General features: G+C 70.9%; 13 protein-coding genes. 10 read left to right on the top strand and 3 right to left on the bottom strand.

What is annotated here, in order from left to right:
- The first annotated feature begins 29 nt into the window (after positions 1–29).
- From ACWCQ1_RS27075 to ACWCQ1_RS27090, 4 genes are all read left to right on the top strand, one after another.
- A complete protein-coding gene (locus tag ACWCQ1_RS27075; RefSeq protein WP_451027570.1) occupies positions 30–1109 on the top strand; it encodes an LLM class flavin-dependent oxidoreductase in 1080 nt (359 codons plus the stop codon).
- Positions 1106–2452, top strand: coding sequence for an NtaA/DmoA family FMN-dependent monooxygenase (locus ACWCQ1_RS27080; protein WP_358605126.1), 1347 nt, complete (start codon positions 1106–1108; stop codon positions 2450–2452). The genes ACWCQ1_RS27075 and ACWCQ1_RS27080 overlap by 4 nt, the downstream gene beginning before the upstream one ends.
- A 406-nt stretch (positions 2453–2858) precedes the next feature.
- On the top strand, positions 2859–3758 hold the full coding sequence (locus ACWCQ1_RS27085; protein ID WP_133047253.1) for a S1 family peptidase: 900 nt from the start codon (positions 2859–2861) through the stop codon (positions 3756–3758).
- Positions 3759–3870: 112 nt separating this feature from the next.
- Positions 3871–4707, top strand: coding sequence for a slipin family protein (locus ACWCQ1_RS27090; RefSeq protein WP_358605123.1), 837 nt, complete (start codon positions 3871–3873; stop codon positions 4705–4707).
- Positions 4708–4955: 248 nt separating this feature from the next.
- Here the strand turns inward: ACWCQ1_RS27090 and ACWCQ1_RS27095 are convergent, their stop codons facing one another.
- Positions 4956–5546: a TetR/AcrR family transcriptional regulator gene (locus tag ACWCQ1_RS27095; RefSeq protein ID WP_451027571.1), complete on the bottom strand. Its 591-nt coding sequence runs from the start codon at positions 5544–5546 to the stop codon at positions 4956–4958.
- Between the two features lie 158 nt (positions 5547–5704).
- Between ACWCQ1_RS27095 and ACWCQ1_RS27100 the strand changes: the two genes are divergently transcribed.
- From ACWCQ1_RS27100 to ACWCQ1_RS27110, 3 genes are all read left to right on the top strand, one after another.
- Positions 5705–6616, top strand: coding sequence for an alpha/beta hydrolase family protein (locus ACWCQ1_RS27100; RefSeq protein ID WP_451027572.1), 912 nt, complete (start codon positions 5705–5707; stop codon positions 6614–6616).
- A gap of 125 nt (positions 6617–6741) precedes the next feature.
- Positions 6742–10164 carry a DNA polymerase III subunit alpha gene (locus ACWCQ1_RS27105; protein WP_451027573.1) on the top strand — a complete coding sequence of 1141 codons (3423 nt, stop codon included), beginning with the start codon at positions 6742–6744 and terminating at the stop codon, positions 10162–10164.
- On the top strand, positions 10161–11135 hold the full coding sequence (locus ACWCQ1_RS27110) for a DNA polymerase Y family protein (protein ID WP_451027574.1): 975 nt from the start codon (positions 10161–10163) through the stop codon (positions 11133–11135). The genes ACWCQ1_RS27105 and ACWCQ1_RS27110 overlap by 4 nt, the downstream gene beginning before the upstream one ends.
- A 3-nt stretch (positions 11136–11138) precedes the next feature.
- Here the strand turns inward: ACWCQ1_RS27110 and ACWCQ1_RS27115 are convergent, their stop codons facing one another.
- Positions 11139–11513 (bottom strand): cupin domain-containing protein, encoded by a 375-nt coding sequence (locus ACWCQ1_RS27115; protein ID WP_133047248.1) that lies wholly within the window; start codon positions 11511–11513, stop codon positions 11139–11141.
- A 104-nt stretch (positions 11514–11617) separates the two neighbouring features.
- Between ACWCQ1_RS27115 and ACWCQ1_RS27120 the strand changes: the two genes are divergently transcribed.
- Together ACWCQ1_RS27120 and ACWCQ1_RS27125 are read left to right on the top strand one after the other, a co-directional pair.
- On the top strand, positions 11618–12064 hold the full coding sequence (locus tag ACWCQ1_RS27120; RefSeq protein ID WP_358601830.1) for a MarR family winged helix-turn-helix transcriptional regulator: 447 nt from the start codon (positions 11618–11620) through the stop codon (positions 12062–12064).
- Between the two features lie 172 nt (positions 12065–12236).
- On the top strand, positions 12237–13097 hold the full coding sequence (locus tag ACWCQ1_RS27125) for an esterase/lipase family protein (RefSeq protein ID WP_451027575.1): 861 nt from the start codon (positions 12237–12239) through the stop codon (positions 13095–13097).
- A 58-nt stretch (positions 13098–13155) separates the two neighbouring features.
- Here the strand turns inward: ACWCQ1_RS27125 and ACWCQ1_RS27130 are convergent, their stop codons facing one another.
- Positions 13156–14109: a lytic polysaccharide monooxygenase auxiliary activity family 9 protein gene (locus tag ACWCQ1_RS27130; RefSeq protein ID WP_451027576.1), complete on the bottom strand. Its 954-nt coding sequence runs from the start codon at positions 14107–14109 to the stop codon at positions 13156–13158.
- A 160-nt stretch (positions 14110–14269) separates the two neighbouring features.
- Between ACWCQ1_RS27130 and ACWCQ1_RS27135 the strand changes: the two genes are divergently transcribed.
- Positions 14270–14719: a GNAT family N-acetyltransferase gene (locus ACWCQ1_RS27135; protein WP_358601836.1), complete on the top strand. Its 450-nt coding sequence runs from the start codon at positions 14270–14272 to the stop codon at positions 14717–14719.
- Positions 14720–14723 lie beyond the last annotated feature (4 nt).

The following is a 14723-nucleotide window of genomic DNA, read 5'->3' on the forward strand; positions in this document are numbered from 1 at the left end:
GTGGGCGTGGCTTCGAAAGGTTCCTCCACATGACCTCATCGCACGGCCGGGGGCTGTTGCACCTGGCCGCCGCTCTCGATCAGCCGACGGTGTTCGACGCCGGCCCGTACGTCGAGCTGGCGCGGCTCGCCGAGCGGGGCGGGCTGGACTTCGTGACGCTCGGCGACACCTTCGCCCGGCCCGGACCCGACGCGCTCGCCGTCCTGGCCCGGGTCGCGCCCGCCACCGGCCGCGTCGGTCTGGTCCCCACCGTCACCACCACGCACACCGAGCCCTTCCACGTCCAGGCCGCCGTCGCCACCCTCGACTGGGTCAGCCGGGGCCGGGCCGGCTGGCGGATCGACGTGTCGGCCACCGAGGGGGAGGCCCGTCTCTTCGGCCGCCGGCACGCCGCTCCCGCCGAGGAGTTGTGGCGCGAGGCCGGCGAAGTGGCCGACGTGGCCGCCAGGTTGTGGGACAGCTGGGAGGACGACGCCGAGATACGGGATGTCCCCACCGGCCGCTTCATCGACCGTGACAAGCTGCACCACGTCGACTTCGAGGGCGCCGGCTTCTCCGTGAAGGGCCCCTCGATCGTGCCGCGCCCCCCACAGGGCCACCCCGTCCGGGTGGTCGACGCGACCGAAGGGCAGGCCCGGCGCACCGCGGCCCGGTACGCCGACGTGGTCCTCGTGCGCGCCGCGAGCGCCGCCCAGGCCGCCGCCGTACGCGATCAACTGCGTGCCGCAGCCGCCGAGTTCGGGCGGGATCCCGACACCCTGCGCGTTCTCGCGAGCCTGCTCGTCGATCTCGGTGACGGGGAGCACGCGGCCGAGCCGGGGCATGGCGGGGGCGGGCCCCGGCAGACCGCGCAGGGCCCGCTGTACAGGGGCGGCCCGGTGGACCTCGCCGAGCTGATCACCGCCTGGCACACCGACGGTGTCGTGGACGGCTTCCACCTCACACCCGCCGAGCCGCGCCGTGACCTGGAGCGGCTCGTCAACGGCACGGTGGCGCTGCTCCAGCACCGCGGGCTGTTCCGCACCTTCTATCCGGGCAGCACGCTCCGGGAGCACCTGGGCCTGGCCAGGCCCGCCAACCGGTACGCCGTGACAGGGAGAGCGTCATGACCGTACGGCCTCGAAAAGAGATCCACCTGGCGGCTCACTTCCCCGGCGTCAACAACACCACCGTGTGGGCGGATCCGCGGTCGCGCTCGCAGATCGACTTCTCGTCCTTCGAGCACCTCGCCCGTACCGCCGAACGCGGCCTGTTCGACTTCTTCTTCCTCGCCGAGGGACTGAGACTGCGCGAGCACAAGGGCCGCATCCACGACCTGGACGTGGTGGGACGCCCCGAGTCGCTCACCGTGCTGGGCGCCCTCGCGGGGGTGACCGAGCACCTCGGGCTCGCCGCCACCGTCAACGCCACCTTCAACGAGCCCTACGAACTCGCCCGCAGATTCGCCACGTTGGACCACCTCAGCGGCGGCCGGGCCGCCTGGAACGTGGTGACCTCCTCCGACGCCTTCACCGGCGAGAACTTCCGCCGCGGCGGCTTCCTCGACCGGGCCGACCGGTACACGCGAGCCGCGGAGTTCGTCGAGGTGGCCCGGAAGGTGTGGGACTCCTGGACGCCGGACGGCGTCAGCCGGCCGTTCGCCCACCACGGGCGGCACTTCGACATCGCGGGCGAGTTCACCGTGCCGCGCTCACCGCAGGGTCATCCGGTGGTCATCCAGGCGGGGGACTCGGGAGAAGGGCGGGAGTTCGCCGCCTCCACCGCCGACGTGATCTTTTCCGGCTGGGGGTCCGGGGGGCATCCCCCGGGATGGCACAGCACACGGCACGGCTCGCTGGAGGCGGGGCGTGCCTTCTACGCCGATGTGAAGCGCCGCCTCGCCAAGTACGGCCGGGAACCGGGGGACTTGAAGATCATGCCCGGAGTCACCGTCGTCCTCGGCGACACCGCCGCCGAGGCACAGGAGAGGGCCACCGAGATCCGGCGGCAGCAGGTCTCCCCGCAGAACGCGATCCTCGCCCTGGAGCAGATCTGGGGCGTCGACCTGTCGGCGTACGACCCCGACGGGCCGCTCCCCGAGATCGACCCGGTGGCGGACTCGGCGATCACCCAGGGGCGGACTCGGCGCGGTGACACCGTCGTGATCGCCGAGAAGTGGCGTGCCCTGTCCAAGGAGAAGGGACTGTCCATCCGGGAGACCGTGATCGAGGCGGGCGCCCGGCAGTCCTTCATCGGGACCCCGGACGCGGTCACCGCCGGGCTGGAGGAGTTCGTACGGCGGGACGCCGCCGACGGTTTCATCCTCGTACCGCATCTCACGCCGGGCGGACTGGACGAGTTCGTGGACCGGGTGGTGCCGCTGCTCCAGGAACGCGGGGTGTTCCGCACGGAGTACCGGGGCTCGACGCTCCGCTCCCATCTCGGGCTGGACCACTCACAGGATCGAGGGTGATCCACTCACAGGATCGAGAGTGATCCGGACGGTCGACTTCCGGACACCCCCGGAATCGGGACGGCGCTGAACGGGTGTGTGGCGGCGGTGGCCGGTCGTGCCGGTGTGCGAAAGGGCGTGAGGAGTACGGGACTTCGACCCCGATGCCGCAACGCGCCGCGACCCGGGGCGGCGAGGCCGCGGTCCGCGCCGAACCAGGGCGTGCCTGGCCAAAACGCATGGTTCGTTCACAGGTTGACGGCCGAAAGGCGCCCTTGCGGCTGGCGGTCGTTCGGCCGAATACTCCCCGACAAGCGCTTGTCAGGGGCACGGCTTGTCCGGAACCCGGACGATCATGCCCCGGGCTGCGCCTCACGGGGCCCCGACCCCACGCGGGCCCCCCGACTTCCCCTTGGGAGGAACGAACGTGAGGATCAAGCGCACCACCCCTCGCAGCGGCATTTCGAGACGGACCCGGCTGATCGCCGTCACCACCGGTCTCGTGGCCGCCGCCGCGATCGCGGTCCCCAGCGCGAACGCGTCCGAGTCGCCCACCTTCAGCGCGAGCGCGCTCAAGAGTGCGGACGCCTCGGTGCTCAAGGCCGACGTCCCCGGCACCGCCTGGGCCGTCGACAGCAAGACCAACCGTGTCCTGGTCACCGTCGACAGCACGGTCTCCAAGGCCGAGATCGCCAAGATCAAGCGCGAGGCCGGCGCCAACGCCGGGGCCCTCACCATCAAGCACTCGGCCGGGCGGTTCAAGCCGCTGATCTCCGGCGGCGACGCCATCTACGGCGGACAGTACCGCTGCTCCCTGGGCTTCAACGTGCACAGCGGGAGCACCTACTACTTCCTGACCGCCGGCCACTGCGGTGAGGTCGCCTCCACCTGGTACTCCAACTCCGCCCACTCCACGGTGCTCGGCACCAACGTGGGCTACAGCTTCCCGGGCAACGACTTCGCGCTGGTGCGCTACACCAACTCCTCCATCTCGCACCCGAGCACGGTCGGCAGCCAGACCATCACCAGCGCGGCCACGCCGAGCGTGGGCACGACCGTGTACCGCCGTGGATCGACCACCGGTACGCACAGCGGGCGGGTCACCGCGCTGAACGCCACCGTCAACTACGGCAGCGGTGACGTCGTCTACGGTCTGATCCAGACCACGGTGTGCGCCGAGGGCGGCGACAGCGGTGGTCCGCTGTACGGCGGCAGTGTGGCGTACGGGCTGACCTCCGGTGGCAGCGGCAACTGCAGCTCCGGCGGTACGACCTTCTTCCAGCCGGTGACCGAGGCGCTGAGCTACTACGGCGTGAGCATCGGCTGACGTCCGGTGGTGAGTGGCCCCCGTACACAACCGGTGTGCGGGGGCTCCCTCTTGTTCGGGTGGCGGAGTTACCTTCGGAGTACAGGTAGCGCTCAGTCCCCTGGGGGCCGACATGGTCGAGGCGCTGGTGGCTGCGGGAGTGACCCTCGCGTCAGCCGGGGCGGTGTACGTGATGGCGGCGGCGCGGGTCGTCAAGCAGTACGAACGCGGGGTGGTGTTCCGGCTGGGCAGACTGCGGGACGAGGTGCGCGGGCCGGGGTTCACGATGATCGTGCCGTTCGTGGACCGGCTGCAGAAGGTCAACATGCAGGTCGTGACGATGCCGGTGCCCGCGCAGGAGGGGATCACCCGGGACAACGTCACCGTGCGGGTGGACGCCGTCGTGTACTTCAAGGTGACCGGGCCCGCGGAGGCCGTGGTGCGGGTCGAGGACTATCGGTTCGCTGTCGCGCAGATGGCTCAGACCTCGTTGCGGAGCATCATCGGCAAGAGCGAGCTGGATGATCTGCTGTCCAATCGGGAGAAGCTCAATCAGGGTCTGGAGTTGATGATCGACAGTCCTGCGGTCGAGTGGGGGGTGACGATCGACCGGGTCGAGATCAAGGACGTCTCGTTGCCCGAGACCATGAAGCGGTCGATGGCCCGGCAGGCCGAGGCGGACCGCGAGCGGCGGGCCCGGGTCATCAACGCGGACGCGGAGTTGCAGGCGTCGAAGAAGCTGGCCGAAGCGGCGCAGCAGATGGCGGACACGCCGGCCGCGTTGCAGTTGCGGCTGCTGCAGACGGTGACCGCGGTGGCGGCCGAGAAGAACTCGACGCTGGTGCTGCCGTTCCCGGTGGAGCTGCTGCGGTTCCTGGAGCGGGCGCAGCAGGGGGTGGCGCCGCAGGTTCCGGAGCGGGCGGTGCGGGAGCAGTTGCCGGCGGCCGGGGAGTCCGAGGCGGGGGAGTAGCCGCGGGATGCCTGCGGCGCCTGTGCGGGTTCGGTGGGGGTGCGCGTAGCGCCTACGGTTTGGTGGTGGGTCGGGGCCGGGGCGGGGGGTGTCCGTCCTCGGTCGGGCGGTGCTGTGGGTCGTGTGGTGCTGTTCGTTGACGCCCGACACTGCGGGCGGACCCCCCCCGCCCCGTCCCCTTCCCGCCGTTGGCGCATGGTTTTCACGGCACCGTTGGCGCGTGGTCTTCACGGCACCGTGGGCGCGTGTCAGTTCGGTTGGCGTAGGCCGGCGATGAGGAGCGTGACCATTCGGCGGGCGTCGTAGCGGGGGTCGCTCTCGGCGCCCACGCAGAGGTTTCCGATGCCGCGCATGAGGTGGTAGGCGTCGATGTCCGGGCGGATCTCGCCGGAGGCGTCGGCGGCTTCGACGAGTTGGGCGCACACCGGCAGGAGCCGTTCGAGGAAAAGGGCGTGGAGCGTCTCGAAGCCGGCGCTGTCGCCCTGCATCGCGGCTGCGAGGCCGTGTTTGGTGACCAGGAAGTCGACGAAGAGGTCGACCCACTTCCCCAGGGCCGCATAGGGGGTGGGGCCGGCCGCCAGCAGGGTGGGGCCGGCTTCGGCGCAGGCGTCGATCTGGTGGCGGTAGACGGCGACGACGAGGTCCGCCCGGGTGGGGAAGTGGCGGTAGATGGTGGCCACCCCGACGCCGGCCTTGGCCGCGATGTCGCGCACCGGCGCATCGACGCCCGAGGCCACGAAGACCGCAGCGGCCGCGTCCAGCAGGGCCTGCTGGTTGCGCCGGGCGTCCTTGCGATTCGACCTGGCTGAGCTTCCCGGGCTCCGGCCCTCGTCGTTCACCGCGGCTCTCCTTCGACGGCCGATCTTGCAAAACGGATCGGCGTTCCGTATCTTAGGTGGAACAAGGTTCCGTTTCCTTCATGATGGCAGAGCGGCAGGCCTGTGGCCAACCGCCGTCTTCAGTGCGCTTCCGACCCGTCGTACCGAAAGGCACCCCCATGTCCGAATCCAAGCCCGTCACCGTGGTGTCCGCGCGGCCGGTCGTTCTGTCCGCCCCGGGACGCGGTGAGGACCTCCAGGTCCGCGTGTCCGCCCCCGCGAGCGGCGGCGATCTGCCCGTCATCGTCTTCTCGCACGGCTTCGGCTGGTCCATGGACGGTTACCTCCCGTTGGCGGACTACTGGGCCGCTCAGGGCTTCGTGGTCGTCCAGCCCACCCACCTCGACTCCAGGACGCTCGGCCTGCCCCCCGAGGACCCCCGTACGCCGCGGATCTGGCGCATCCGCATCGAGGACCTCACGCGGGTGCTGGACGGGCTCGACGTCCTCGAAGCCGCCGTGCCGGGTCTCGCCGGGCGCCTCGACCGGGACCGCGTCGCCGTGGCCGGCCACTCCTGGGGGGCCCAGACGGCGAGCGCGCTGCTGGGTGCGCGCGTCCTCGGCTCCGACGGCAAGCCCGGCGAGGACATGTCCGACCCCCGGGTGAAGGCGGGTGTGCTGCTCGCGCTGACCGGCCTGGGCGACACCCTGACGCCGTTCGCCGCCGAGCACTTCCCCTTCATGAAGCCGTCCTTCGACACCATGACCACTCCGGCCCTGATCGTCGCCGGGGACAACGACCAGTCCGCGCTCTCCACGCGCGGACCGGACTGGTTCACCGACCCGTACATCTACAGCCCGGGCGACAAGAGCCTGCTCACGCTGTTCGGGGGCGAGCACTCGCTCGGCGGCATCTGCGGGTACACGGTCGTCGAGACGACGGATGAGAATCCCGCGCGCGTCGCCCTGATCCAGCGGCTCAGCTCGGCCTACCTGCGCAGCGCCCTCCACCCCGGGGACACCGGCTGGAAGGCGGCGGCCGCCGCGCTGGCGGAGGACCCCGAAGCGCTGGGCGCGCTGCAGAGCAAGTGACGTCCCGGCCGCCGGCGTTTTCCCAGGTGAAGGGGGCCCGAACGGTTATCGCACAAGCGTTCTGATTTTGGTCTATGGTGGAGGTGGGACGGTCGGGAACTGATGTTCGATAACGGGAGGTGCGGGTGCCGGGCTTCACTCATCTGCACACCGCCTCCGGGTTCTCCCTGCGGTACGGCGCTTCGCACCCGGAGCGGCTGGCCGAGCGTGCCTCCGAGCGGGGGATGGACGCCCTGGCTCTCACCGATCGCGACACCCTCGCCGGTGCCGTCCGGTTCGCCAAGGCCTGTGCGGGGGCGGGGGTGCGCCCGCTGTTCGGAGTGGAGCTGGCGGTGGAGGGCTCGGAGCCGGAGTCCGTGGGGGGAGGGCGGCGCCGTAACCCTGTGCGCGGTGGTTCCTTTGTCGATGAGTCGATGCCTCGGGTTGTCTATCTGGCGCGTGCGGGGGCTCGTGGCTGGGCGGATCTGTGCCGACTGGTCACGGCGGCGCATGCGGGGGCGGGGCAGCCCCTGCTGACCTGGGCGGACAATCACGCCGACGGCGTGACCGTCCTGCTCGGTCCCACCTCCGACGTCGGGCGGGCCCTTGCCGCCGGGCGGCCGGACCGTGCGGCCCGGCTGCTCGGGCCCTGGCGGGAGGTCTACGGGGACGCCCTGCGACTTGAGGTCGTCTGGCACGGGCGTGAGGGCACCGGGGCCGGGTCGCTGCGGCTGGCCGCCCGCACCCTGGGCTTCGCCGCCGAGCAGCAGGTCCGGCCGGTGCTCGGCAACGCTGTCCGTTATGCCGACCGCGGGCTCGGGCCGGTCGCCGACGTCCTGGACGCGGCTCGGCGGCTCGTCCCGATCGACCCCAGGAAGGAGCTGGACTCGGGGGAGGCCTGGCTCAAGGGCGCGGAGGAGATGTTCCGCGGGGCGGAGCGGATCGTCGAGGCGGCGGGGTACCGGCGGGAGACCGCCCACCGGCTGCTGGAGCAGACGCAGTCCGTGGCCGCCGAGTGCCTGGTCGATCCCGAGGGCGACCTGGGCATGGGGACGGTTCACTTCCCCGAGGCGCACCTCGTGGGCGCGGGACACCGTACCGCTCAGCGGGCGCTGGCCTCCCGGGCGGCGGCGGGCATGGTGCTGCACGGTTACACGGACAGGCGGGACTACTGGGAGCGGATGCACGATGAGCTGGACATCATCGGACATCACGGTTTCGCCTCCTATTTCCTGACGGTCGCTCAAGTCGTCGACGATGTAAGGGAGATGGGGGTCCGCGTAGCCGCCCGTGGGTCCGGTGCCGGGTCGTTGGTGAACCATCTGCTGGGTATCGCGAACGCCGATCCGATCGAACACGGGCTGCTGATGGAGCGCTTCCTGTCCAAGGAGCGGGTCGTGCTGCCCGACATCGACATCGATGTGGAGTCCGCGCGCCGGCTGGAGGTCTACCGGGCGATCATCGGCCGGTTCGGCGAGGAGCGGGTCGCCACGGTCGCGATGCCGGAGACCTATCGGGTGCGGCACGCGATCCGGGATGTGGGCGCCGCCCTGTCCATGGACCCGGACGAGATCGACCGGATCGCCAAGTCCTTCCCGCACATCCGTGCGCGCGACGCCCGGGCGGCGCTGGAGGAACTGCCCGAGCTCAAGGCGCTGGCGGGGGAGAAGGAGAGGTACGGGCGGCTCTGGGAGCTGGTCGAGGCTCTTGACGCCCTTCCGCGCGGGGTGGCCATGCATCCGTGCGGGGTGCTGCTGTCGGACGCGTCCCTGCTGAGCCGTACGCCGGTCATGCCCACCAGCGGCGAGGGGTTTCCCATGTCCCAGTTCGACAAGGACGACGTGGAGGATCTCGGGCTGCTCAAGCTGGACGTGCTGGGTGTGCGGATGCAGTCGGCCATGGCGCACGCGGTCGCCGAGGTGGAGCGGGCGACGGGGGAGCGGATCGACCTTGACGGGTTGGCGGGGGGTGACCCGGCCACGTACCAGCTCATCCGGTCCGCCGAGACGCTGGGGTGCTTCCAGATCGAGTCGCCGGGGCAGCGGGATCTGGTGGGGCGGCTGCAGCCGAGTAGTTTTCACGATCTGGTGGTGGACATCTCGCTGTTCAGGCCCGGGCCCGTCGCCGCCGACATGGTGCGGCCGTTCATCGAGGCCCGGCACGGACGGGCGCCCGTCCGGTATCCGCATCCGGATCTGGAGGAGCCGCTGCGGGGCACCTACGGGGTGGTCGTCTTCCACGAGCAGATCATCGACATCGTCGCGATCATGGCCGGCTGCGGACGCGGGGAGGCGGACCGGGTGCGGCGCGGGCTGTCCGACCCGGAGTCGCAGGGGCGGATCAAGGTGTGGTTCGCCCAGCACGCGGCGGCCAACGGATATGACGGAGAAACGATTCGGCGGACCTGGGAGATCATCGAGGCCTTCGGGTCGTACGGGTTCTGCAAGGCGCACGCGGTGGCCTTCGCCGTACCGACGTACCAGTCGGCCTGGCTGAAGGCCCATCATCCGGCCGCCTTCTACGCGGGGCTGCTCACGCATGATCCCGGGATGTACCCGAAGCGGTTGCTGCTGGCGGACGCGCGGCGACGGGGGGTGCCGGTGCTGCCGTTGGACGTGAACAACTCGGCGGTCGCACACCGGATCGAACTGGTGTCTGAATCTGATGGGGTGTGGGGGCTGCGGCTGGCGCTCTGCGATGTCTACGGGATCAGTGAGGCCGAGGCCGCGCGGATCGAGGAAGGGCAGCCCTACGACTCGCTGCTGGACTTCTGGGAGCGGGCGCGGCCCAGCCGGCCGCTCGCGGGACGGCTCGCCCAGGTCGGGGCCTTGGACGCGTTCGGCGCCAACCGGCGTGATCTGCAGCTGCACCTGACCGAGCTGCAGCGCGGGGCACGGGGCGCGGGCGGCGGCCAACTGCCCTTGGCCGGCGGGCGGAAGACCGCGTCCGCGGGGCTGCCGGATCTGTCGGAGACGGAGAAGCTCAGCGCCGAGCTGGGTGTGCTGTCCATGGACGCCTCGCGCAACCTGATGGATGATCACCGGGTCTTCCTGGACGAGCTGGGCGTGGTGTCGGCGCGGCGGCTGCGGGAGGCGCGGCACGGGGAGACCGTGCTGGTCGCGGGGGCCAAGGCGGCGACCCAGACACCGCCGATCCGGTCCGGCAAGCGGGTCATCTTCTCCACGCTGGACGACGGGACGGGCCTGGTCGATCTCGCCTTCTTCGACGACTCCCACGACGCGTGCGCCCACACCGTCTTCCACTCCTGGCTGCTGCTGGTGCGCGGGGTCGTGCAGCGGCGCGGGCCGCGCAGCCTGAGCGTGGTGGGTTCCGCCGCCTGGAACCTCGCCGAACTGGTCGAACTGCGCGCCGAGGGCGGGCTCGACGAGGTGGCGAAGCGGCTGGCGGAGCCGGCGGTGGAAGGGACGGGCGGCGATCCGGCGCGGGGCCGGCGCATCCAGCTGCCCACCGGATACGAACTCAACCCGTGGGCCGATCTGCGCCCGGCGGGTCAGGAGCCTTCGCAGGTACGGAAGTTGTGGCACCAGAGTCCGGGGAGTGCGGGATGACCATCGTGTGCGTACGTTTCCAGCTGCCGCCGGAGTCCGAGACGGCCCTGCCCGGGCTGCTCGGGCTGCTGGAGGAGTTCACCCCGGTCGTGGAGGCGCTGCCGCCGGACGCGGCGCTGGCCGATCTGCGGGGCGCCGAGCGGTACTTCGGGCGCGGGGCGGTCGAACTGGCCTCGGTGATCCGGGTGCGCGCCCTCGCGCTGTACGGGGTCGACTGTGCGATCGGCGCCGGACCGGGGCCGATGCTGGCCCGGGTGGCGCTGGGGGCGGCCCGGCCCGGGGTGACCTGCGAGGTTCCCGGTGATCCGGAGGGCGTCGCGGAGTTCCTCGCGGACCTGCCGGTGGGCGTGCTTCCCGGCGTGGGGACGACGACGGCCCGCACCTTGTCCGAGTACGGCCTCGACACCCTGGGGCGCGTCGCCGCCGCGCCGCTGTCCACGCTCCAGCGGCTGGTCGGCGCGAGGACGGGCCGAGAACTGCACGAGAAGGCGAACGGCGTCGACCGCGGCCGGGTCGTCCCGAACGGCGTCTCCCGCTCCCTGGCCACCGAACGGCCCTTCGAGCGGGACGAGTTGGACCCCGACCGGCACCGCCGCGCCCTTCTGTCGGCCGCCGAGGAACTGGGCGCCCGCCTCCGCGCCCTGGAGAAGGTCTGCCGCACCCTCACCCTCACGGTCCGCTACGCCGACCGCTCCTCGACGACCCGCACCCGCACCCTGAAGGAACCCACCGCGCACTCCGCCGCCCTGACCAGGACGGCGTACGGCATGTACGAGGCCCTCGGCCTGCAACGCGCCCGGGTCCGCGCCCTCGTCCTGCGCGCCGAGTCCCTCACCCCCGCCGACCAGGCCTCCTACCAGCTCACCTTCGACCCGGTCGACGAGAAGGTCCGCCGCATCGAGCAGACCGCGGACCGGATCAGGGCCAGGTTCGGCCCGGGGGCGGTGATCCCGGGGGCGCTGGTGGCGTGAGCGTCAGTTCGCCCACGGCGGGGTGAGCCGGGTGCCGTCGGCCAGTTCCGCCTCCAGGCCGATGGACGTGGTGACCCAGGAGATGGCTGTCTGATCGGTCGGGTTCTCGACGCCCAGGGCCGCGCCGGGGTTGACGATCACGGTGTCGCCCGCGGTGACGCGGTCGGTGCGGCCGTCGAGGGTGATCAGGAGTTCGCCGACGAGGAGATGGAAGATCTCCTCGCGGGTGACGGTGTGGACGGGGGCCTTGGTGCCCGGGGGGATCTCGCCGCGCCAGGCGCAGAGCTCCTTGCTCCCGGTGAGGGGGGTGGCGTACGAGACGAAGCGGGCGCCGTGGATCTCATGGGTGACGGCTTCGGATGTGCGGATGACGGGCATGGGTGCCTCTCCGGTCGGATGAAGTGGTCAAGCTGCTTGACCATTCGCTCGCCCCCTATGGTCAAGCTGCTTGACCATCTCGTCAAGGGTGTTTCAATGCCTGCGTGCAGAACTCCGAGGCCATGGCCCTGTCCGCAACCCTGCTCGCCGTCGCCGGTGAGCTGACGCAGCGCATCAACGAGGGCGTCGTCGCCCGAGGCTTCGAAGGGGTCAGGCCCGCTCACGGGTTCGCCTTCGCCCGGCTCGCCCCGGACGGCGCGACCGCGACCGAGCTCGCCGCGCATCTCGGGGTGACGAAACAGGCCGCCAGTCAGCTCGTCGACGAGATCGTGCGCAAGGGGTTCGCCGAGCGGCGGCCGCACCCCGGGGACGCCCGGGCGCGGCTGGTCGTGCTGACCGAGCGGGGGTGGGCGTGCACCCGGGCCGCGGAGGAGGCGGCCGCCGAGGTGGTGCAGGGGTGGGCGGGTGTACTCGGGGAGAGTGAAGTGCGGGTGTTGTGGGAGCAGTTGTGGCGGATCGCACCCTATGGTCCTGTCAGGCCCGCCTGGTGACGGTTCATCGGCCGCTACTGCCGAGTCAGTTACCACTGGAAGTTTTTACTGACGCGTAACTTCACACTTGCACTACTCGCTCGTAACTTGACGAGTGAACAGCATCCTTTGTGATCCGGATCACATGGCGTAAGGCCATCGCAACTCCCTTGAGCCGCAAGGAGATCACACGATGCTGCCCTGGAACCGAGTGCTCAGACCCCTGGCCGCGGTGCTGCTGACCGCCGCGGTCGCCCTCGTCCCCGCCACCGCAGCCCACGCCTCAACGGCCCCGAGCAGCGGTTGGAACGACTACTCCTGCAAGCCCTCCGCCACCCACCCCCGCCCCGTCGTCCTGGTCCACGGAACCCTCGGCAACTCGGTCGACAACTGGCTGGGCCTCGCCCCCTACCTGGAAAGCCGCGGCTACTGCGTCTTCTCCCTCGACTACGGCCAGCTCTCCGGCGTCCCCGTCTTCTACGGCCTCGGCCCCATCGACAAGTCTGCCGAGCAGCTCTCCGCCTTCGTCGACAAGGTGCTCGCCGCCACCAAGGCCGCCAAGGCCGACATCGTCGGCCACTCGCAGGGCGGCATGATGCCCCGCTACTACCTGAGGTTCCTCGGCGGAGCCGCCAAGGTGAACACCCTGGTGGGCATCGCACCCGACAACCACGGAACCGACCTGGACGGCCTCACCAACCTCTTGCCGTACTTCCCGGGAGCGTCTGACCTGCTGTCCTCCTCCGTTCCGGGCCTCGCCGACCAGATCGTCGGGTCCGCCTTCCTCACCAAGCTCAACGCCGGCGGCGACACCGTCCCCGGCGTCCACTACACCGTCATCGCCAGCAAGTACGACGAGGTCGTCACGCCGTACACGAGTCAGTTCCTGAGCGGTTCCGACGTGCACAACGTCCTCATCCAGAACCTGTGCTCGCTCGACCTCTCCGAGCATGTCCTGATGGGTCTCAGTGACCGGCTCGCCTTCCACGAGGTGGCCAACGCGCTCGACCCGGCGCACGCCACCACGACCACCTGCGCGTCGGTGCTGAGCTGACGCACGAACGGGGCCTGTCCGACCTGAGCCGCCGGACAGGCCCCGCCCCCCGTGGGGTCTACCGACGGCCTCCGGTCGTCGCACGCCGGCGGACCGAGGCGAACAGTGCCGCCGACCCCAGCGCGAGCGCCGCCGCACCGGCCATCGCGAGGTATGGCGTGCTGCCACTGCCTCCCGTCTCGGCGAGGTTCTCCACCGCACCGGCCGCCTTCGGCGTGTTGGCGGTGGCCGGCTCGGCCGACGTGGCGGCGTCCTGGTCGCCGTGACCGTGGTGCTCGACCGTCGACTTGTCGGCACCGGCCGCGATCTGCCGGTCGGAGGGTGCGGAGGCGGTCGGAGCCGGTGTCGAGCCGCTGACCGTGGCGCCGCCCCCGAAGGTGATGTCCGAGCAGGAGTAGAAGGCCTCCGGGCTGTCCGAGCGCTGCCAGATCGCATACAGGAGCTGCCGGCCCGAGCGCTGGGGGAGGGTGCCGGAGAACGTGTAGAACCCGTTCGCGGCGACCGGGTCGGTGGACTTGGACTTCGCCACCGGGGCGGACAGGTCCAGGTCCTTCCAGGCCAGCGGCTTCGTCGGGTCGTAGCCCGGCTTGGTCATGTACACGGTGAACGTGCCCTTGTGCGGGGCGGTCACGCGGTACTTGAAGGTGTACGAGCCGCCGCGCACGTCCGTCGCCGGCCAGTCCGCGCGGGGCAGGTCGAGGCCCTTGAACTCCTCGTTGCCCGCGCTGCACAGCTTGCCGTCCGGGATCAGCGCCTGGTGCCGGCCGTCCGCGTCGCCGATGCGGATGCCGTTCCAGTCGTAGAGCGCCTGGGTGCCGCCGGCCGCGACCGCTGCCCTGCACGCGTCCGACTTGGGGCTCTCCGGGTTCTCCGCGTAGCACTGCGCGACCCGGCTGACCGGGTCGCCCATCGTCCCGTGCGCCGACGCCGGGGCGGCGGCGAGGGCGGTCAGGGCGAGCGGGGTCGCGCCGAGGGCGGCGATCGTGACGGCCTTGCGGAGACGTGCGGGCATGCGGAATCTCCTCGGAACGGTCCTGGGTGAATCCCGTGGGGTGTGATCAGAAGCTAGCCCCGGGAAACCGTGAAATCGCCTGCTGGGGACGGGCGAGGGAGATCCTTATGCTCGCGTTAAGGGAGTGCTGAGACTGGGATCAGGTAGGGAGCGTGCCGGCATGGCAGACGACGGGATCCGGGCGGCCGGGGCCGCCGACGTGGCGGCCGTGAAGGCCGTGACCGACGCCGCGTACCACCCCTACATCGAACGGATCGGGGTGGTGCCGGTGCCCATGGAGGCGGACCACGCGGCGAACGTGGCCGCGGGGAAGGTGTTCGTGACGGGCGATCCCGTCATCGGGCTCGTCGTGCTCGAGGAGCGCGACGGCCATCTGTTCCTCGACAGCATCGCCGTCCACCCCGACGCACACGGCACGGGCGTGGGGCGACGGCTGCTGGACTTCGTCGAGACACGCGCGCGTGCGCTCGGTCTGCCCGAGGTCAGGCTCTACACCAACGCGATGATGTGGGAGAACCAGAAGATCTATCCGAAGTTCGGCTACGAGGTCGTGGAGCGGCGGGTGGACGGCCCCTATGACCGTGTCCACTTCCGCAAGCGGCTCGACTGAGTGC

The sequence above is a fragment of the Streptomyces sp. NPDC002144 genome (assembly GCF_053593695.1).